The organism is Pseudomonas sp. PDM21 (assembly GCF_014852505.2).
Taxonomy (GTDB): Bacteria; Pseudomonadota; Gammaproteobacteria; order Pseudomonadales; family Pseudomonadaceae; genus Pseudomonas.
This window is the reverse complement of record NZ_CM181223.1, coordinates 2,687,720-2,706,442: the sequence shown is the minus strand read 5'-3', so window position 1 is coordinate 2,706,442 and position 18,723 is coordinate 2,687,720. Positions and strand designations below refer to the sequence as shown.

The window sequence follows — 18,723 nt, the reverse complement described above, 5'->3', positions numbered from 1 at the left end:
GGTATCGCTGCGCTCTACGCATCCTGCAGGAACTCAGTACGCGGAACGGGTTATCCGCTGCCTCATCACATCACCTGACTTGCCTTACTTGATGTACCAGCCCCACGGTTGGTCGCTGAGGTACTCGGTGACCTGCTTGGTCTCCAGGTAGTTGTCCAGCCCCCATACGCCCAGCTCGCGGCCGATGCCGCTCTGCTTGTAGCCACCCCACGGCGCCTGGGTGAAGGTCGGCTGCGAACAGTTGACCCAGACGATGCCAGCGCGCAGACCGCGGCTCACGCGCTGGCAACGCGCCGGGTCGGCGGACATCACCGCCGCTGCCAGGCCGAACTGGCTGTCGTTGGCCAGGCGCAGCGCCTCGGCTTCGTCCTTGAAGCGGCGCACGGCGAGGACCGGGCCGAAGATTTCCTCGCGCCAGACGGCGCTTTCCAGCGGTGCGTCGATGAACACTGTCGGTTCGACGAACCAGCCTTTCTCGCGATGGGCCGGACGCTTGCCGCCAGTGACCAGCTTCGCCCCATCGCGCACGCCAGCTTCGATGGCCTGCAACACCTTGGCGTGCTGGCCGGCGCTGACCAGCGGGCCGAGCAGCACGCCCGGCTCCAGGCCATTGCCGATGGTGATGCGGCGGGTCTCTTCCACCAGGCGCTCGATCAGCCGGTCGTGCAGGCCGTCCTGCACCAGCAGGCGCGATGTGGCGCTGCAGACCTGGCCCTGGTTCCAGAAAATGCCGAACAGGATCCACTCCACGGCTGCCTCGACATCCGCGTCATCGAAGACGATGAATGCCGACTTGCCGCCCAGCTCCAGGCTGACGTTCTTGATGTCCTGGGCCGCCGCCTGCATGATCGCGCGCCCGGTCGGCACGCTGCCGGTGAAGGCCAGCTTGTCCACGCCCGGATGCGCCGAGAGCGGCGAGCCGGCGTCACGGCCCAGGCCGGTGACCACGTTGAGCACGCCCTTGGGCAAGCCCACGGCATCAGCGGCAGCGGCCAGTTCCAGAGAAGTCAGCGGGGTCAGCTCAGAAGGCTTGAGCACGGCGGTACAACCAGCTGCCAGCGCCGGCGCGACCTTCCACGAAGCCATCAGCAGCGGGTAGTTCCACGGGATGATCTGCCCCGCCACGCCGACCGGCTCGCGCAGCACGCGGCAGGCGAAACGCTCGTCGGGCAACGCGACCACTTCCCCCTCGTCATTCAGCCCTTCGGCCAGCTCGGCGTAGTAGTCGAAGCAGCCGATAGCGTCGTCGATATCCCACTGCGCCTCGGGCAGCGGCTTGCCGTTGTCCTGCACCTCCAGGCGGGCCAGGTCTTCGCGGCGGCCACGCAGGTTGTCGGCGATGGCGCGCAGGTAGCCGGCGCGTTCCTTGCCGCTGCTGCGACCCCACTCGCCCTCATCGAAAGCCCGACGCGCGGACTGCACGGCGCGATCCACGTCCTCGCCGGTGGCAGCGGCGACTTCGGTCAGCACGGTTTCGCTGGAGGGTTCGTACACCTCGAAGCGGCCGCCTTGCGCGGGTGCCTGCCATTGGCCATCGATATAGAGCTGGTCGCGCATGCGAAGGTCTCCTGAGCTTGTTGGAATGCTTGTGGGCCGAGCATAGGGAAATGGGCACGGGGTTGATAACGCGGGCGCCGTGCATGCGGGCACGCGCGGAGCGCGCCATGCGGGTACACGGCACCCCGTAGGATGGGTGGAGCGAAGCGATACCCATCGCCGGGGTCGCCTGCCTATTGATGGGTATCGCTTCGCTCCGCGCCATCCTATAAAAGCGATCCGCTCACGAAGCCGCCTTCTGTTCCAGGTACGCCTTGGGCGACAACCCCGTCTCCTCGCGGAAGCAGCGGTAGAAGGTCGACAACGAGCGGAACCCCGCTGCCCGCGCCAGCTCATCGATGCGCGTGACGCTGGTAGCGCCGTCGAGCTGGCCGAGCAGGTGGCGCAGCCGCAGCTGGTTCAGGTACTGGTAGAAGCTCAGCCCCAGTACCTGGTTGAGGAAGTAGGAAATCTGGTTGCGCGTGTAGCCGGTGGCCGCCGCGACCTGGGGCATGTCCAGGTCGGGGTTGAGGAACGGCCGGGTCTGCTGGAAGTACTGCTGGATGTCGCCGCCGAGCAGGCTCAATTGCCGCGCGGAGAGCCCGAGGCGGCTGTCGGCCATGCGCGGCTGCGGCTCGCTGGCGGTTTTCTGCGGCTGGCCGACCAGGGCTGCGTGCTCGTTGACGCGGATGATCCGCCCGTCACGCACGGTGTAGGCCTCGGTGGCGCGGAAGGACACCAGCCCCTGGGTGCCACGCAGGGTCACCTGGTACTGCAGGAAGGCGGTGTCACCATCGACCCGCAGGCGGTCGGCGTAGACCTGCGACTCATCCCCTGCTGCGGGCATGCTGGTCTGCAGGTACTCGCGCAGTTCGTTCGGCGCGATCCGACGACCCTGGAAGAAATCGTTGTACTCCACTTGCGGGTCGAACAGCGCCATCAGCGCCTCGATGTCATGGCGGCGCCAGGCCTGGTGATACCGCATCACCACCGCATGGGTAACAGCGCTCGCCGGATCGGGCTGGTAGGTCGAGCCTTCGAGCGTGGCGCTCCAGCCCTGTTCTTCGCTCATGCTTCTGCGCTCATGGTTTTCCCCTGCCGGTCTTGGCCGGCTTTTGCTGCTCCGGGCGTGCCCGCAAAGAGCGGCAAGCCGTATGCCTGGGCACCCCGGAGCGATTACAAAACTCGGACGCGGCCCGAAGACCGCTTTTTCTTCCGACATTCTGCCGGAGTTTTCCGATGACATCCGCCCTTCTTGCGCACGCCACTCCCCGACCTTTCTGGCTCGACACTCTCGATCCCGCTCCCGCCGCACCGGCTCTGGAAGCGGATCGCCGCTTCGACCTGGTGGTGGTCGGCGGCGGCTTCACCGGTCTCTGGACCGCCCTGCACGCGCGCCTGCGCTGGCCCGGCGCAAGCATCGCAGTGGTCGAGGCGCGTCGCTGCGGTGGCGAGGCCAGCGGGCGCAATGGTGGCTTCTGCGCGCCGAGTATTTCCCACGGCGTAGGCAATGCCCTTCGCCGCTGGCCGGAAGAAGCCGAAACCCTGGTACGCCTGGGCCGTCAGAACCTCGACGAGTTCGAGGCGGACCTGAAGCGCTTCGGCATGAACGTGGAGTTCGAGCGCCGCGGCAAGCTCAGCGTCGCCATGCAGCCCTGGCAGGTCGAAGGCCTGCGCGGCATGCAGAGCAACTACCAGCGCTTCGGCATCGACTGCGAGTGGCTCGAAGGCGCGGAACTGGCGCAGAAGCTCGACTCGCCGATGTACAAGGCCGGCGTTTTCGAGCCCAACTACGCGCTGCTCAACCCGGCGAAGATGGCCGCCGAGCTGCGCCGGGTATGCCTGGAGCAAGGTATCGAGCTGTTCGAGAACACTCCCGTGCACGAGCTGCACCAGCGCGGCGATCGCCTGATGCTGCGCTGCGATCGTGGCGAGCTGGAGGCCGGGCAGATCGCCCTGGCGACCAACATCGCACCACCGCTGCTCGACCACCTGAACTCCAGCGTGATCCCGGTGTACGACTACTCGCTGGTCACCCAGCCGCTCACCGACGACCAGCTGCGCGCCATCGGCTGGGTCGACCGCTACGGCATCGCCGATGCCGGCAACCAGTTCCACTACCTGCGCAAGACTGCCGACAACCGCATCCTCTGGGCCGGCTTCGACGCCATCTATCACTTTGGCAGCCGCCGCGACGAGGCCCTGACCCAGCGCCCGGAAAGCTTCCAGCGCCTGGCCGGACAGTTCCGCGAGGCCTTCCCGCAGCTCGGCCCGGTTGAGTTCAGCCATGCCTGGGGCGGCATCATCGACACCTCGGCGCGCACCACGCTGTTCACCGGCTGCGTGCTCGGCGGGCGCGTCGCCTATGCGCTGGGCTTCACCGGCCAGGGCGTGGCGGCCAGCCGCTTCGCTGCGCTGAACATGCTCGACCAGCTGGGCGGAGAAAGCACTGAACGCACTCGACTGCGCATGACCTCGCAGAAGCCCTTCCCCTTCCCGCCTGAGCCGCTGCGCTACCTCGGCGTGCGCCTGGCCCAGCGTTCGCTGGCCAAGGAAGACCGCACCGGCCGCCGCGACCTGCTGCTCAAGACCTTCGATGCCTTCGGCGTCGGTTTCGATTCCTGATGGAGAACCTCATGTCCACCCTGCCCCGCCACGTCATCGATTTCGCCAACCCCGACCTCGCCCCGCAGGAGCGCGAGATCAACGACCCGGCGATCGTCGATGCGCCGTACCAGAGCCGCAGCTGGCGGCACTTCAGCGCCTCGGAAAAGAACGCCATCGCCGGTATCTGGGAAGCCGGCGTGCACCTGGAACGCTGCGAGTGCGACTACGACGAGCTGTGCCACATCCTCGAAGGCAGCGTGCGCCTGACCGACGCCGATGGCGTGGCGAAGACCTTCGGGCCGGGGGATTCCTTCGTGGTCGCGGCGGGATTCAAGGGCACCTGGGAAAACCTCACGCCGGTGCGCAAGGTGTATTTCATTCTCGGTTGAGTTCGGCGTTGCAGGTGTTCGCGAGCAGGCTCGCTCCTACAAGGGGTGCCACACGCACTGCGTAGAAGCGAACTTGCTCGCGAATCTGCGGACCTGCACCGTAACCTGGTACGGCAGCCAGCCGTACGTCCCCCCAAGCTCCACAGCCGTTTGAAAGGGCTATAACTAGCGAAACGAAACGGCAGGTCGGCAGGTTCAACCCTACCAAGACCACCCCTGATGGCTCTTCCCTTTACCCGGATCAGGCTTCTCCGGCCTGATCGGCGCCTGCAGCGCGGAGCGGTTTGATGAGTTCCAGAACCTGGCGATGGGCTCGCAGGAGCCTTCCTGGCTGCATCGGACTGGCGCTGCTGGCCGCTCCGTTCTACGCCAACGCCCTGTTCAAATGCCAGGCCCGCGACGGGACCGTCAGCCATACCAGCCACGCCGTTGCCGGCGCGCGCTGCACGCCTCAGAACGGTAAGACAAGCCAGACCAGCAAGTCGGGCGCGACTGCCGGTGCCAGGTCGAAAGCCTCGCCAGCGACCGAGCGCGGGGACGAGCCGGGCGCAGGGCGGGTTCGGGTGTACACCTTCGTCCACAAGGGCGTTCGCCAGTACGTGAGCCGTCGCCCGGTCGGGATCTCGGCGCGGGTCGATGTGATCGATGTGTATTACATCAAGGGCTGCTACCTGTGCATGGCGCCGAAGGATTTCAACGTCGCCAACCTGCGCCTGGACACTCGCTCCTACCGGAGGGAAATCGAGTCGGCCTCGACGCGCTACGGCGTCGACCAGGCATTGGTCCGTGCGGTGATCCATGCCGAATCGGCGTTCCAGCCCAACGCGATTTCCATCGCCGGCGCCCAGGGTCTGATGCAGTTGATGCCCGACACCGCTGAGCGTTTCAATGTCAGCAACCCCTTCGATGCGCGGCAGAACATCCGTGGCGGCGTGCGCTACCTGGCCTGGCTGCTCAAGCGCTTCAACGGCAATCAGCGGCTGGCGCTGGCCAGCTACAACGCCGGTGAAATGACCGTCGACAAGTACAACGGAATACCGCCCTACGCCGAGACGCAAACCTACGTCGCCCGCGTGCAGTCCCTGACCGAGCGCTATCGCAATCATCGCTAGCCAGTTGAATGTCGAGGTCAGAGAGAGTTCGTAGGATGGCGTGGAGCGCAGCGATACCCATCAGTTTCCTGCGCCATCCGCATGGGTATCGCTGCGCTCCACCCATCCTACAAAGAGCGCAGCGGCATGCCGGCCCGACTCGTAGGGCGCATGACCTGGAACAGGTTATCCGCCGGGCCTTCTGCGGCGGATAACGCTGGCGCGTTATCCGCCGCAGAAGGCGGTCAGCCCGGCGCGAACTGGGCGCGCCGGAGGCTCAGGCGAACTTCCATCCCGCCGTCGCCAGCCGCGTGTCCAGCGCGGCGAGGTCGGCTTCCACCCGCGCGGCCGGTTCCGGCATGTACGCCAGCGGGTCGGGCAGCGTGGACGGCTGGCCAAGGAAGCCTTCTGTCGCGGCATGCAGGCAATAGGCGCTGTAGGCCGGGTTGTAGCCGCCCTCCTGCACCACCAGCAGGCGCCCCTGGCAGAGCTCGTCGGCCAGCGCACGCGCGCGGCGGGCCAGGCGGTTGAAGCCCTGCATGGTCACCAGCTGGCGACCGTTGGGGTCGAACTGCGAGGCGTCCAGGCCGTTGGCGATGATCAGCAGGTCCGGCTTGAAGGCGCGCAGCGCCGGCTCGACGAAGCGGCTGAAAACCATCTCGTAGAGCTGGTCGCCCGAGCCCATGGGCAGCGGCAGGTTGAGGTTGCTGCCCAGCCCCGCGCCGTAGCCGCGCTCATCGGCCGCACCGCTCTGCGGGTGGCTTGGCCCCCAGGCGCCGTGGTCCATGTGCAGGGACACGGTGAATACCGAAGGATCGTCGTAGAAACCTTCCTGGGTGCCGTTGCCGTGGTGCACGTCCCAGTCGACGATGGCCACCCGCTCCAGCCCCGCCGCCTGCGCGGCGCGCGCGGCAACCCCGACGTTGTTGAAGAAGCAGTAGCCGTCGGCCATGGCCGGCGCAGCGTGGTGGCCCGGCGGGCGCACCAGGGCCATGGCCGGGTTGCCGGTCGCCAGCACGCTTTCCAGCGCCAGCAGGCTGGTGCCGGCGGCGGCCAGCAGGCCGGCGAGACTGCCGGCGGACATCAGCGTGGTGCTGCTGAAACGCTTGCCCTGGGCGTCCGCCGCGAAGATGCCGCGCAGGTAATCGGCATCGTGGAAGCGCAGCAGTTCCTCTTCGCTGGCATGTCGGCCTTCGTGCCAGTTCAACGAGCCGGCGACCGGCCCGCGCTGGAGGATGGCGCGCATGTTGAGCAGCCGGGGGTTGCTCTCCGGGTGCAGCAACTGCTCGGCCAGCAGGTCGCTGGGCGGCGCCTCGAACACGCCAGCGGCGGTGTCGTGGCGCAGCACGTCGTCGTGCCAGAAAATATCCATCGTGTGACTCATCAGAAACCCTCGGACTTCATCACTGCGCCCGCAGGCGCATACACGCTTCAATCAGGTTCATACGGGTTTGCATTCAGCTGGAGAACCAGGCGGGCGGCCGAAGACAGTGCTTTAGCACGGCAAGGCCGCCCAACGACGTTATACGGCTGAAGGCGAGCCCGTATCAGTCGATGATGGTGAGTTCCGGCGGTATCTCCGACAGGCTCGCCGAACCCTTCTCGCCGCACAGCACGGTGTCGCCGAGCTTGATGCCGAAGCCTTCGTTGTACAAGGACAGATTGGGCTCGATGGAGAACGACATGTTCGGCTGGAACACGTGGTCGTCGGCCTCGTCCACCATCATCGCTTCCAGCCAGGTCGGCGGGTAGGCCAGGCCCAGGCTGTAGCCGATGCGGTGTACGCGGGTACGCGACAGGTCGATGCGGGCGAGGATCTGGTTGCACACGCGGTTGGCCTCGCCCACCGGGGTGCCCGGCTTGGCGATGTCGATGGCGGCGTTGAAGGCCTCGGTGAGCAGGGTCGCCACTTCCTTCACCCGCGGGCTGGGTTTGCCGATCACCGCGGTGCGCATGAGGATCGCGTGGTAGCGGTTGCACACGCCGGCGTGTTCAAGAATCACCACGTCGCCATGGCTGATGGTCTGACGGTGCGGCATCGCGTGGGTCATGGTGCTGCGACGGCCGGTGGCGCACATCGGGCTGATCGCCGAGTACTCGCTGCCGGCGCGGCCCAGGGCGTTGGCGACGATGCCCGCAACTTCCACCTCGGAGATGCCCGGACGCAGCGCTTCGAAGGCGGCCAGCATGCCCTGGTCGGCCATGCGTGCGGCGCTGCGCTGGTACTCGATTTCCTCGGCTGTCTTGATCAGGCGGTTCTCGGCGACCAGCGGGCCGGCGTCTTCGAAACGGGCTTCGGGCATGTAGCCCAGCAGCGCGTTGTACTGCGCCGGGGAGAAGGTCGAGGCGGTCATTTCCAGGCCGATGCGCGCCTGGGACAGGCCGGCCTGGGCGAGCACGTCGGCGACGATCTTCAGCGGGTCCTGCTTGGCGATGTCATAGAAGATCGCCTCGTTGATGCACGACAGCTCCCAGGTGCAGGGCTCCTCGCTGGTGCGGGTGAGGAACACAGGCTCCGCCAGCTTCGGCGAGATGATCAGCGCCTGGTACCAGAGGAAGCCCAGGCTGTCGAAGCCGGTCAGGTAGTTGATGTTGTCCGGGTAGTTGACCACCAGGGCATCCAGGCCACGATCGGCCATGCGGCGTTTGACGGCTTCGACGCGTTGACGGTAGGTGCGCGCGGGGAAAGCGGTAAGCATGGGGATTCCCTCCTCAGGGACAGGCAGGTGCTTTGCTACAGAGTGGTTGGGGTCGCCAGCGCGGCGACCGGATGTGAGTCGGGGTGGATCAGGACGGCGGTCGCTGTCGCTCCAGGTACATGCGTAGCAGCATCACCGCCAGGGTGAGGACGATCATCAGCGTGGACACGGCGGCGATCGCCGGGTCGAGGTTGTAGCGCAGGCCGTCCCAGATGCGCTTGGGCAGCGTCACCACGTTCAGGCCGCTGGTGAACAGGGTCACCACGACTTCTTCCCAGCTCATCACGAAGCCCATGAAGAAGCCGCCGAGAATGCCGCCGCGCACGTTGGGCAGCAGCACGTGCCAGAGCGTCGGCCAGAGCCCGGCTCCGAGCGAGCGCGAGGCCTTGTACAGGCTCAGGTCGAGCCGCGCGTAGGCCACCAGCATGGCGATCACCGAGTACGGCAGCGCCATCAGCAGGTGGCCGAAGCCGACGCCCAGCAGGTTGTCGAGGATGCCCAGGCGCGCGTCGAGGTAATAGATCGACATCGCCGAGACCACCTGCGGGACGATCATCGGCAGCAGCACGATCAGCGTCAGCGCGGTGCGGAAGCGCCGCTGCAGCCAGATGCCGGTGGCAAACAGGAAGGCCAGCGCCGTGGACAGCGCACCGACCACCAGCGCCAGGCCCAGGCTCTGCAGGATCGACAGCAGCCACGCGCCGTCGAACAGCGTTGCGTAGTGGCGCAGCGACCAGCCGCCGTCCGGGAAGGCCAGGTAGCGCTGGTTGCCGAACGACAGCGGCACGATCACCAGGATCGGCAGCAGCAGGAACAGCGCGGACAGCACCAGCGCGGTCCAGGACAGCCAGCGCCCCAGCGCCGGGCTTGGCAGCTGCGGCTTTTTCACCGGCATGGCGGAGAGATAGGTTCCCTGCGGAGTCACAGCTCAGTCCTCCCGAGCAGGCGGCGGTAGCCGATGAGTTGTCCGAACAGCAACGCGCAGCCCACCACCAGCAGCATCAGCACAATGCTCAGCGCCGCACCCAGGCCCCAGTTGGAGAGCTGGAACATCTGCACGTAGATGTACTCGGCGAGCATCGCGGCCTTGCCGCCGCCCAGCAGCGCCGGGGTGACGAAGCAGCCGAGGCTGAACACGAAGACGATGGCGGACGCGGCGACCACGCCCGGCAAGGTCAGCGGGATGAAGACGTCCTTGAGCGTCTGCCAGTGGCTCGCACCCAGGCTGCTGGAAGCGCGCAGCAGGCTGTCGTCCACCTGCTTCAGCGAAGACAGCAGCGGCAGCACCGCATACGGCACCATGAAGTGCACCATGCCGATCAGCGCGCCCAGTTCGTTGCGCACCAGCGGCGGCGGCGCGTCGAACCAGCCGGTGGCCATCAGGCCCTGGCTGACCAGCCCACCGTTGCGCAGCAGCACCAGCCAGGCGAAGGCACGGATCAGCATCGACAGCCAGAACGGCAGCAGCACGAACAGCTCGATCAGCTGCCGGCCGCGCGGCGTCGCGAAGCGCCAGCGGTAGGCGATCAGGTAGGCGATGGCGACGCTGATCGCGGTGGTCAGCAGGCAGATGCGCAGGGTGCGCCAGATCACTGCCTGCAGGTTGGCGTTGTCGGCGATGGCCGCATAGTTCTGCGTGCCCCACTCCGGCAGGCTGAAGCTCCAGCCGAGCACGCCGAGGGTCGGCAACAGGTAGCCGACTACGACGAGCACAGGCAGGGGCAGGATCAGCAGGCCGTAGACCGGCAGCACGCCCGGTGCGAAACGTCGCATCTCAGCCACCGATCAGCGCGAGGTAGCGCTCCAGGGTTTCGCCGTAGTGCTCGGCGTGCCACTTGTTGTTCAGCGACACCTGCTTCTTCAGGTTGTCCGGTGCAGTGGGGTTGATCGCCTGCAGCTGGGCGCTGAGCAGGTCGTTGGCCGCAAGGTTCACCGGGCCCATGTTGTAGACCTCCATGAGCTTGGCCTGCACCTCGGGGCGCAGCGCGTAGGCGATGAAGTCCATGGCCGCCTTGGCGCCGGCCGGGTTGCCCTTGGGCACCATCCATACCGAGGGCGAGACGATGCCGCCGTCGAAGCTCCAGTCGATCTTGCCGGCGGTGTCGTTCTTCACCAGTTCGGCGCGGGTGTGCCACATCTGCGCCATGCTCACCTCGCCATCGCGGATCAGCTGCTGCGACTCGGCGCCGGTGGACCAGTGGGTGGCGATGTGCGGCAGCAGCTCCTCGATCTTGCGCAGCGCGCGGTCCACGTCCAGCGGGTAGAGCTGTTCCGGCGGCACGCCATCGGCCAGCAGCGCGCATTCGAGGTTGGCGCTCATCCACTTGTAGAGGGTGCGCTTGCCCGGGTACTTCTTCACGTCCCAGAAGTCGGCCCAGGACTTGGGCGGGTTCTTGCCGAACTGCTCGTGGTCGTAGCCGATCACGTAGCTGTAGGTGTAGTTGGCGAGGCCGAAGTCATGCACGTCGCCGTAGCCGATCAGTGATCTGTCGACGATGCCGAAGTCGATGGGGGTGAGGAACTTGTCCTTGCCCAGCCGGTAGGACGAATACATCTCGCCGTCGCACACGTCCCAGCGCACCGCGCCGCTGCTCACCTGGGTCTTCAGCGCGCCCTCGGTGGGGCCGCTGCCGTCGACTTTGAGGGTCAGCCCGGAAGCCTGGTCGAAGCCGCCGAAGCTCTTCTCGAAGGCCGGCACCGCATCACCGCCCCAGTTGGCCAGCACCAGGTTGCCGCCGGCTGCGAAGGCCCGGCCGCCGGCGCCGAACGGCAGCGCACTGGCGGCGGCGAGCAGCAGCAGGCTGCGGTTGAAATCGCGGCGGCTGATGCCGGCGCGCTCGCCCTTCTGGGCGGCGATTTCGATGGCGTCTTCGATGAAGCCTTGGCCTGCTTTTACAGAGTCGCTCATGTGATTGCTCCCCGATCGTTTGTTTTCGTTATGGGTTTGTCAGGCGGACAACAGGTGGCAGTGCTGCGGCGACCAGCTGCACCAGTAGCGCTGGCCGCCGCGCAGGCTGCCCAGCAGCGGGTGCGACACCGGCAGGCGCAGGTCGAGGCGATCGCCCTGCTCCAGGGTCAGTTCGAGATTGACGTGGGCGCCCTGGTAGGTCGCAGGACCCGCGGTGGCGCATAGCCCGTTGTCGCGGCCGGCGTCCTGCAGCGGGCGCAGGTCGATGTGTTCCGGGCGCACCGCCAGCCAGCTCTTGCCGCTCTTTCCGCCCTGGCCGGCATTGGGCGTATTGGCCACGCGCAGGTGCTGGCCACGGAAATCGCAGAGCGTGGCTCCGGCCTCGTGCCGCACCACGCCGACCTCCAGCAGGTTGGTGTCGCCGAGGAAGTTGGCGACGAAACGGCTGGCCGGGCGCTCGTAGACCTCGCGCGGGGTGCCGACCTGTTCCAGGCGGCCCTTGTTGAACACGGCGATGCGGTCGGACAGAGCCAGGGCTTCTTCCTGGTCGTGGGTGACGAAGACGAACGTCGTGCCGAAGTCCTTGTGCATGCGCGCCAGCTCGCCTTGCATCTCCTGGCGCAGGCGGCGGTCGAGGGCAGACAGCGGCTCGTCGAGCAGCAGCAATTTCGGCTTGAACACCAGCGCCCGCGCCAGCGCCACGCGCTGCTGCTGGCCGCCAGAGAGCTGGCTGATGCCGCGCTCGCCCATGCCGGCGAGGCCAACGCGTTCCAGCACCTCGGCGACCCGGCGCTCGATCTCCGCACCCGGCACCTTGCGGATACGCAGCGGGTAAGCGACGTTCTGCGCCACGCTCATGTGCGGGAACAGCGCGTAGCCCTGGAACACCACGCCGAATTCGCGCTGGTCGGGGGACAGGTGGGTGATGTCGCGGCCGTCCTGCTCGATGCGCCCTTCGCTGGGTTCGACGAAGCCGGCGAGCATCATCAGCGTGGTGCTCTTGCCCGAGCCGGATGGGCCCAGCAGCGTGAGGAATTCGCCCTGGCGGATGCTCAGGCTGAGGTCGCTCAGGACCTGCAGGTTGCCGTAGCGCTTGCCCAGGCCGAGCAAGTCGACGAAATGCTGCATGGCGGATCTCCAGCCGTTTTTTCTTGTTGATCGGTGTTGGCTTGGGGCCGTTTGGGTATTGGCTTGAGGCCATCTTCTGTGCAAATTTAACTAACGACAATTCAATAGATTTCCGTCTGAATCGTTAGTCAAATTCACGAAAGAAGGTCCTTCATGCGTCAGAACAGTGCGTTTCGCATGCCCTCGCTCATCGCCCTGCGCGCTTTCGAGGCGCTGGTCCGCCAGGGCAGCATCAGCCGTGCGGCGCTGGAGTTGCACGTCACCCACGGGGCGGTCAGCCACCAGGTGAAGAAGCTCGAGGAAGAACTGGGCATGGCGCTGGTGGAGCGCCAGGGCAAGGGCGTCAAGCTGACCCCGGCGGGGCGCCAGCTGAGCCAGCAGATCAGCAGTGCGTTCGACCAGCTGCGCGACATCCGCCGCGCGCTGCCCACCGAAGAGCCCGCCGGCGAACTGCGCATCGCCTGCGCCCCGGCACTCTTGGCACGGGTGTCATCGCTGCTGGAGAAATTCCTGCGCAACTACCAGGAGGTCGCCCTGCACCTGCTGCCAATGAGCAGCGACCTGGGCCAGGTAGACATGGTGATTTCCTTTGGCGAGACGCACATCGAAGGCCAGCGCTTCGCCGCACTGGGAGATATCCGCTACTTCCCGGTGTGCAGCCCGCGCCTGCTCAACACCCAGGAACACCTGCGCAAACCCCGCGACCTGGCGCGCCAGGTGCTGCTGCATGAGGACGACGGCTTCGACTGGAGCCGCTACTTCCTCGCTGCTGGCGTGCCCGGCCTGCAGGCACGGCAGAACGTCTTCCTGCCCGACGCCTACCTGACCATCCGCGCCGCCCTGGCCGGCGGCGGCGTGACCATCAGCGACCACATCCTCGCCGGCGAGGAGCTGCATCAGGGACGGTTGGTGCGCCTGTTCGACATCGACTTCCCGGCGCCCCACCCCTACTTCCTGATCATCCCTCCCCATGGCAACCAGGCGCTGGCGCGGGAGTTCGCCGACTGGCTGCTGCATGAGCTGGAGGCGATTCCGGCTTTTGACTGAGGGATCTCGTCTTTCACAGAAGCGTCCGGAGGAACACCTCGTAGGATGGCGTGGAGCGCAGCGATACCCATCGATTCCGTACGGCGACAGCATGGGTATCGCTGCGCTCCACCCATCCTACGTTCGAGGCTTGCCTGTTGCTTCTTTAGGACCGTAGGGCGGATAACGCGCCAGCGTTATCCGCCGTCGTGGGAGCGGCGGATAACCCGTTCCGGGTTATGCACCCTACGGGGGCACCTGAGCGCGACGGTGGGCGCGCCCAGGGCTGGCTCAGAGCTTCTTCCCGCCCAGCAGGAAGTGTGACAACGCCGGAATCAGGATCAGCGCTCCGAGCATGTTCCACAGGAACATGAAGGTCAGCAGAATCCCCATGTCGGCCTGGAACTTGATCGGCGACCAGGCCCAGGTGATGACGCCCGCCGCCAGGGTCACGCCGACCAGCGCGACGACCTTGCCGGTGAAAGCCACGGCCTGCTTGTAAGCCACCGACAACGGCAACCCGGCGCGTTGCATCTGTAGCTGCACGCTGAGCAGGTACAACGCGTAGTCCACCCCGATCCCCACGCCCAGCGCGATCACCGGCAGCGTGGCGACCTTCACGCCAATGCCCATCATCACCATCAGCGCCTCGCAGAGGATCGAGGTGAGCACCAGCGGCAGCAGCGCCACCAGGGTCGCGCGCCAGCTGCGGAAGGTGATCAGGCAGAAGATGCCCACCGCTGCGTAGACGTAGAACAGCATGCGGTGGTTGGCCTCGCGCACCACGCGGTTGGTCGCCGCCTCGATCCCGGCGCTGCCGGCGGCCAGCAGGAACTGGCGGTCCGGCGTGCTGTTGGCGCGGGCGAAGCTCTCGGCGATGCCGGCCACTTCATCGAGGGTCTGCGCCTTGTGGTCCTTGAGGAAGGCGATCACCGGCATCAGCGAGCATTCGGTGTTGAACAGCTCCGGGGTGTTCACCGAGGCCTGCTGGGCGGCGTAGTTGAGCACGTCCTGGTTGCGCTGCAGGCTGGCGAACTTGGGGTTTCCCTCGTAGGTGCCGGCGGTGATCTGCCGTACCGCGGTGACCAGCGAAGTGGTCGCCTGCACGCCTTCGTGCTGTTGCAGCGCCCAGCCCAGGCGGTCGGCGAGGATCAGCGTGCGGTAGTTCAGGCAGCCTTCCGGCGCGGTCTTCACCATCACCGCGAAGAGGTCGCTGGAGAGTGCGTAGTGGCTGGTGATGTAGGCGTTGTCACGGTTGTAGCGCGAGTCGGCGCGCAGCTCCGGAGCGCCGGCGTCGAGGTCGCCGATCTGCAGGTGCTGGCTGACCATCAGCCCACCGGCACCCAGCAGCGCGGCGATGATCAGGGTGATGCTGGCCCAGCGGCGCTCGGTGAAGCGGTCCAGCAGGTCCCACAGCTTGCCCAGGCCGGCATGCTGGTCCACCTGGCGATCCTCGCGCAGGGCACGCGCTGCGGCCTTCGGGCTGACGCCGACGTAGGACAGCGCCACCGGCATCATCAGCAGCGAGGTGAAGATCAGCACCGCCACGCCGATGCTGGCGGCGATGGCCAGGTCCTGGATCACCGGGATGTCGATCAGCATCAGCACGGCGAAACCCACGGCGTCCGACAGCAGCGCGGTGACGCCGGCCAGGAACAGGCGGCGGAAGGTGTTACGCGCGGCCACCTGCTTGTGGGTGCCACGGCCGATGTCCTGCATGATGCCGTTCATCTTCTGGGTGGCGTGGGACACGCCGATGGCGAAGATCAGGAACGGCACCAGGATCGAATACGGATCCAGCGCGTAGCCCAGCCAGGCCACCAGCCCGAGCTGCCAGACCACCGCCAGCAGCGAGCAGCCGATCACCAGCAGACTGCTGCGCAGGCAGCGGGTGTAGAAGAAGATGATGACGAAGGCGGTGACCACCGCCAGGCCGAAGAACAACATCACCCGCACCAGGCCGTCGATCAGGTCGCCCACCAGCTTGGCGAAGCCGATCACGTGCAGGCGCACCGGGCCCTTGCCCTCCTCGCCGGCGGCGAAGGCGCGGGCGTCACCCAGGTACTCGTACTTCAGGCGCAGGTCGTCGAGGGCGCGGGAGAATTCGCGGTAGTCGATGCCCTTGCCGGTGGCCGAGTCGCGGTCCAGCAGCGGCACCACCAGCATGCTCGAACGGAAGTCGTTGCCCACCAGGCTGCCGACGATGCCGGCGCGGGCGATGTTCTGGCGCAGCTGAGCAATGGACTCGGGTTTGCCGTCGTAGCCGTCGGGCATCACCGGGCCGCCCTGGAAGCCTTCCTCGGTGACCTCGGTCCAGCGCACCGCCGGCGACCACAGCGATTTCATCCAGGCACGGTCGACGCCGTGGCTGAGGAACAGCTGGTCGCTGATCTGCCGCAGGCTGTCGATATAGGCCGGGTCGAAGATGTCGCCGTTGGGGTTCTCCACCACCACCCGCACCGAGTTGCCCAGGCCGCGCAGCGCGGCGCGGTTGTCCAGGTAATTGCGGATATAGGGATCGCTGTGCGGGATCATCTTCTCGAAGGCCGGACGCATCTCCAGACGCGTCACGGCCATGTAGCCCAGCACCAGGGTGACCAGCGCGATCAGGGCGATGAACAGCGCGCGGTGGTTGAACACCAGGCGCTCCAGCAGGTTGCCGCTGTGGGTGTCAAAGTCCCGCAGTTCGCGGACTACAGGCATCTCGCCTTGCTTCAGGTCGACCATGAGGCTGTCTCTCTATCTCTTGTTCTTATGGTTCTTGAACGGGTGAAACACCGGTGCGCTCAGCGCACCGGCATCGCGTTCTCGCGTACGCCGCGAGCGCCGACCAGCAGCAGGCGGCCGGGGCCGGCCACGGCGCCGCTGACAGGCAGTCGCTCGGCCAGGTCCAGGGCTTTGAAGCTCGCGCCGCTGTCATCGCTGACCAGGCCCTGGCCGGCCTGGCTGAACAGGTACAGCCGGCCGTTGGCGTCGAAGCTGGCGGCGGTCAGGCTGACCGGCAGGCCCGTGTCCACGGTTTTCCAGCTTTCGCCGCCGTCGAGGCTGCGGATCGCGTGGCCGCGCAGGCCGTAGGCGAACACCAGGCCCGGCCGCGCGACCACACCGAAGAAGCTGCCGGCGTAGGGCGACTGCAGGGCGACGAAGCGCTGCTGTTGGCCCTCCTGTTGATGGGAAAGGCGCAACAGCAGGCCCTGCTCGCCGACGACGAACAGGTCATCACCGCTGGCCGCCATGGCGGTCAGGTGCAGTGCCTGCGGGTTGTCGATGCGGTGGTTCCAGGGCTCCCACGTACGCCCGCCGTCACTGGTGTGCAGGATCAGGTTGAAGGCGCCGACCACGAAGCCTTCCTTCGCGTCGCGGAACCACAGGTCGAGGAACGGCTTGTCGGCGCCCTCCTCCTGGTACCGGCGCGCCTGGTCCAGCCAGGTGGCGTTGTCCGGCTGCGGGTGGGCGGCGTAGTAGTCGAGCATCAGCTGGCCGATCTGCCGGCCGTCGAGCTGGCGCTCCCAGTGCTTGCCGCCGTCGGCGCTGTGCAGCACCACCCCGTCGTGGCCCACCGCCCAACCGTCCTGCGGCGTGGGGAAGCGCACGGCGGTGAGGTCGGAGCTGACCGGCACCTCGGCCTGCAGCCAGCTGGTGCCGCCGTCATCGGAATAGAGGATGTGGCCGCGCTGGCCAACGCTCACCAGGCGCTTGTCGACGCGGGTGACGGCCAGCAGCGGCGCGCGGCAGGGAACGGCGCTGTGGGGCGCCGGCTGGTCGAGCACGTCGACGAACGTGTCGGCCTTCTCGCCGGCTTGAGCGCCGCCCGCCAGAAGCAAGGCGCCAAGGAGCATCAGGCGCTTGAAGGGGATCTGCATGGTGCTTTCCTCGCAACTCTCTTCGCATCTTTTCCGGCAGCATTCGCTGCAGGAGCCGCGGCGACCCCGCCTGGCATCAAGCCGGGCCGCCGCGTCCCGGGTCAGCGAATGCCGCTACCGGCCAGCGCCTCGGGGGACCACTGGGTCTTGGCCAGCGGGTCGATGTAGCTGATGCCGCCGTACGGGCCGACGACGCCGTTGATGTTGTAGGAGCCGGCAGTCAGGTCGTAGATCATGAACGGCGTGGCGTCCGGGATGCGCTTGTCGTAGCTCTGGCTGAGGAAGGCGAAGGAGCCGCGATAGAGTTGGCCACGGGCGTCGTACTGGTCAGAGGCCACGGCCACCCAGCTGTCTTCATCGAGGTAGAAGCGACGCTTGGCGTAGATGTGCCGCGCGCCGGACTTCAGGGTGCCTTCGACGACCCACACGCGGTGCTTCTCCCAGCGCACATAGTCCGGCGACAGGTGGTTGGGCGTGACCACCGGCTTGATGTCGCTGGCGTAGGTCAGGCGGTAGGTGTTGTAGGGCACGATCATTTCCTGCTTGCCCACCAGCTTCCAGTCATAGCGGTCCAGCGCACCGTTGAAGACGAACACGTCGTCGTAGGTGCCGGCGCCGGCCATGCCGGGGTTCGGGGTGTCATAGGCCAGGTTCGGTGCCAGCTTCACGCGGCGCTGGCCGGGCAGGTACTGCCAGGCGCGGCGCGGCTGCTGCAGCGGGTTGGCGGCGTCCTTGAGCATCATCGCCTCGCCGGCGCGGCGGGCCGGGCCGCTGTAGTACAGCTTCATCTGGTAGTAGACCTCGGAGCCCTTCACCGGCTGGGTGAGGTCTTCGTACACCGGGTAGTTGATGAAGGCCTGGCCGGTAGTGGCGAGGTTGGCGCTGCCGGAGGCATCGACGTTCCAGGAGTCGTACTTGGCCTTGATGTTCACGCCCTGGTAGCGCAGCAGGAAGTTCCACATCGCCTCGGCGCCGGTCTTCGGAATCGGGAACGGCACGCCCGGCAAGGCGTTGTCGATGGCGGTGCCGCCTTCCAGGGACTGCGCGGTGACGGCGTTCTTTTTGCTGTTCTCCAGCACGGTGTCCGGCAGCGCGGCGCTGCGGTGGGTCGGGTAGACGTCGACGCGGAAGGTCGGATAACGCTTGGCCAGCTCGACGGTGGTGGCCGACAACTGGTTCTTGTACTGGTCGACGTTCTTGCCGTCGATCACCAGCACCGGCTTGTCGCTGGCGAACGGGTCCGGACGCATGCTGTCGCCGGCCTTGAAGCTGGCCGGGGCAGTGGTCAGGCCACCGGCATAGGCGGGAATCGCGCCATCGCTGCTGGCGGCTTTCTCGGCGCCGACCAGGGTCAGGGTGCTGCCCAGCTGGGCGGCGTCCTGCGGGGAAACGGCGGCCTGGGCCAGACCGCAGAGGGTCAGGCCGAGGGCGGTGGCGATCAGGGTGGGCTTGAAGTTCATGCTGTTTTTCTCCTGC

General features: G+C 66.8%; 15 protein-coding genes. 4 read left to right on the top strand and 11 right to left on the bottom strand.

What is annotated here, in order from left to right; all coding sequences use genetic code 11:
- Positions 1–84: 84 nt before the first annotated feature.
- Together IB275_RS12760 and IB275_RS12755 are read right to left on the bottom strand one after the other, a co-directional pair.
- Positions 85–1,557, bottom strand: a complete 1,473-nt coding sequence (locus IB275_RS12760) for an aldehyde dehydrogenase family protein (protein WP_192295274.1) — start codon at positions 1,555–1,557, stop codon at positions 85–87.
- 223 nt (positions 1,558–1,780) lie between these two features.
- Entirely contained in the window at positions 1,781–2,521 is a 741-nt protein-coding gene (locus tag IB275_RS12755; RefSeq protein WP_225607850.1) for a nuclear transport factor 2 family protein, read from the bottom strand.
- 254 nt (positions 2,522–2,775) lie between these two features.
- On the opposite strand from IB275_RS12755, the gene IB275_RS12750 reads away from it, so the two are divergent.
- From IB275_RS12750 to IB275_RS12740, 3 genes are all read left to right on the top strand, one after another.
- Positions 2,776–4,161 carry an NAD(P)/FAD-dependent oxidoreductase gene (locus tag IB275_RS12750; protein WP_192295272.1) on the top strand — a complete coding sequence of 462 codons (1,386 nt, stop codon included), beginning with the start codon at positions 2,776–2,778 and terminating at the stop codon, positions 4,159–4,161.
- A gap of 11 nt (positions 4,162–4,172) precedes the next feature.
- Complete coding sequence (locus IB275_RS12745) at positions 4,173–4,532, top strand: cupin domain-containing protein (RefSeq protein ID WP_192295271.1); 360 nt, start codon at positions 4,173–4,175, stop codon at positions 4,530–4,532.
- A gap of 287 nt (positions 4,533–4,819) precedes the next feature.
- Positions 4,820–5,644 (top strand): lytic transglycosylase domain-containing protein, encoded by an 825-nt coding sequence (locus IB275_RS12740; protein WP_192295270.1) that lies wholly within the window; start codon positions 4,820–4,822, stop codon positions 5,642–5,644.
- Positions 5,645–5,900: 256 nt separating this feature from the next.
- Here the strand turns inward: IB275_RS12740 and IB275_RS12735 are convergent, their stop codons facing one another.
- From IB275_RS12735 to IB275_RS12710, 6 genes are all read right to left on the bottom strand, one after another.
- On the bottom strand, positions 5,901–6,995 hold the full coding sequence (locus tag IB275_RS12735; RefSeq protein ID WP_192295269.1) for an arginase family protein: 1,095 nt from the start codon (positions 6,993–6,995) through the stop codon (positions 5,901–5,903).
- 175 nt (positions 6,996–7,170) lie between these two features.
- A complete protein-coding gene (locus IB275_RS12730) occupies positions 7,171–8,322 on the bottom strand; it encodes a M24 family metallopeptidase (protein ID WP_192295268.1) in 1,152 nt (383 codons plus the stop codon).
- Positions 8,323–8,410: 88 nt separating this feature from the next.
- Complete coding sequence (locus tag IB275_RS12725; RefSeq protein WP_318652562.1) at positions 8,411–9,247, bottom strand: ABC transporter permease; 837 nt, start codon at positions 9,245–9,247, stop codon at positions 8,411–8,413.
- A complete protein-coding gene (locus tag IB275_RS12720; RefSeq protein WP_192295267.1) occupies positions 9,244–10,095 on the bottom strand; it encodes an ABC transporter permease in 852 nt (283 codons plus the stop codon). The genes IB275_RS12725 and IB275_RS12720 overlap by 4 nt, the downstream gene beginning before the upstream one ends.
- A 1-nt stretch (position 10,096) precedes the next feature.
- Positions 10,097–11,230, bottom strand: a complete 1,134-nt coding sequence (locus tag IB275_RS12715; RefSeq protein WP_192295266.1) for an ABC transporter substrate-binding protein — start codon at positions 11,228–11,230, stop codon at positions 10,097–10,099.
- Between the two features lie 39 nt (positions 11,231–11,269).
- Positions 11,270–12,358, bottom strand: coding sequence for an ABC transporter ATP-binding protein (locus IB275_RS12710; RefSeq protein ID WP_192295265.1), 1,089 nt, complete (start codon positions 12,356–12,358; stop codon positions 11,270–11,272).
- A gap of 153 nt (positions 12,359–12,511) precedes the next feature.
- Between IB275_RS12710 and IB275_RS12705 the strand changes: the two genes are divergently transcribed.
- Positions 12,512–13,405: a LysR substrate-binding domain-containing protein gene (locus IB275_RS12705; protein WP_081516854.1), complete on the top strand. Its 894-nt coding sequence runs from the start codon at positions 12,512–12,514 to the stop codon at positions 13,403–13,405.
- A 270-nt stretch (positions 13,406–13,675) separates the two neighbouring features.
- Here the strand turns inward: IB275_RS12705 and IB275_RS12700 are convergent, their stop codons facing one another.
- From IB275_RS12700 to IB275_RS12690, 3 genes are all read right to left on the bottom strand, one after another.
- A complete protein-coding gene (locus IB275_RS12700) occupies positions 13,676–16,111 on the bottom strand; it encodes an efflux RND transporter permease subunit (protein WP_192295264.1) in 2,436 nt (811 codons plus the stop codon).
- A 59-nt stretch (positions 16,112–16,170) separates the two neighbouring features.
- Entirely contained in the window at positions 16,171–17,247 is a 1,077-nt protein-coding gene (locus tag IB275_RS12695; RefSeq protein WP_192295263.1) for a WD40/YVTN/BNR-like repeat-containing protein, read from the bottom strand.
- 101 nt (positions 17,248–17,348) lie between these two features.
- A complete protein-coding gene (locus tag IB275_RS12690) occupies positions 17,349–18,707 on the bottom strand; it encodes a DUF1329 domain-containing protein (protein ID WP_151186768.1) in 1,359 nt (452 codons plus the stop codon).
- Positions 18,708–18,723: the final 16 nt, after the last annotated feature.

Coding starts and splice junctions, on each gene's coding strand:
- IB275_RS12715 (WP_192295266.1), bottom strand. CDS start 11,230: ATGAGCGACTCTGTAAAAGCAGGCCAAGGCTTCATCGAAGACGCCATC.
- IB275_RS12735 (WP_192295269.1), bottom strand. CDS start 6,995: ATGGATATTTTCTGGCACGACGACGTGCTGCGCCACGACACCGCCGCT.
- IB275_RS12690 (WP_151186768.1), bottom strand. CDS start 18,707: ATGAACTTCAAGCCCACCCTGATCGCCACCGCCCTCGGCCTGACCCTC.
- IB275_RS12730 (WP_192295268.1), bottom strand. CDS start 8,322: ATGCTTACCGCTTTCCCCGCGCGCACCTACCGTCAACGCGTCGAAGCC.
- IB275_RS12740 (WP_192295270.1), top strand. CDS start 4,820: ATGAGTTCCAGAACCTGGCGATGGGCTCGCAGGAGCCTTCCTGGCTGC.
- IB275_RS12755 (WP_225607850.1), bottom strand. CDS start 2,521: ATGCGGTATCACCAGGCCTGGCGCCGCCATGACATCGAGGCGCTGATG.
- IB275_RS12760 (WP_192295274.1), bottom strand. CDS start 1,557: ATGCGCGACCAGCTCTATATCGATGGCCAATGGCAGGCACCCGCGCAA.
- IB275_RS12710 (WP_192295265.1), bottom strand. CDS start 12,358: ATGCAGCATTTCGTCGACTTGCTCGGCCTGGGCAAGCGCTACGGCAAC.
- IB275_RS12750 (WP_192295272.1), top strand. CDS start 2,776: ATGACATCCGCCCTTCTTGCGCACGCCACTCCCCGACCTTTCTGGCTC.
- IB275_RS12745 (WP_192295271.1), top strand. CDS start 4,173: ATGTCCACCCTGCCCCGCCACGTCATCGATTTCGCCAACCCCGACCTC.
- IB275_RS12700 (WP_192295264.1), bottom strand. CDS start 16,111: ATGGTCGACCTGAAGCAAGGCGAGATGCCTGTAGTCCGCGAACTGCGG.
- IB275_RS12720 (WP_192295267.1), bottom strand. CDS start 10,095: ATGCGACGTTTCGCACCGGGCGTGCTGCCGGTCTACGGCCTGCTGATC.
- IB275_RS12705 (WP_081516854.1), top strand. CDS start 12,512: ATGCGTCAGAACAGTGCGTTTCGCATGCCCTCGCTCATCGCCCTGCGC.
- IB275_RS12695 (WP_192295263.1), bottom strand. CDS start 17,247: ATGCAGATCCCCTTCAAGCGCCTGATGCTCCTTGGCGCCTTGCTTCTG.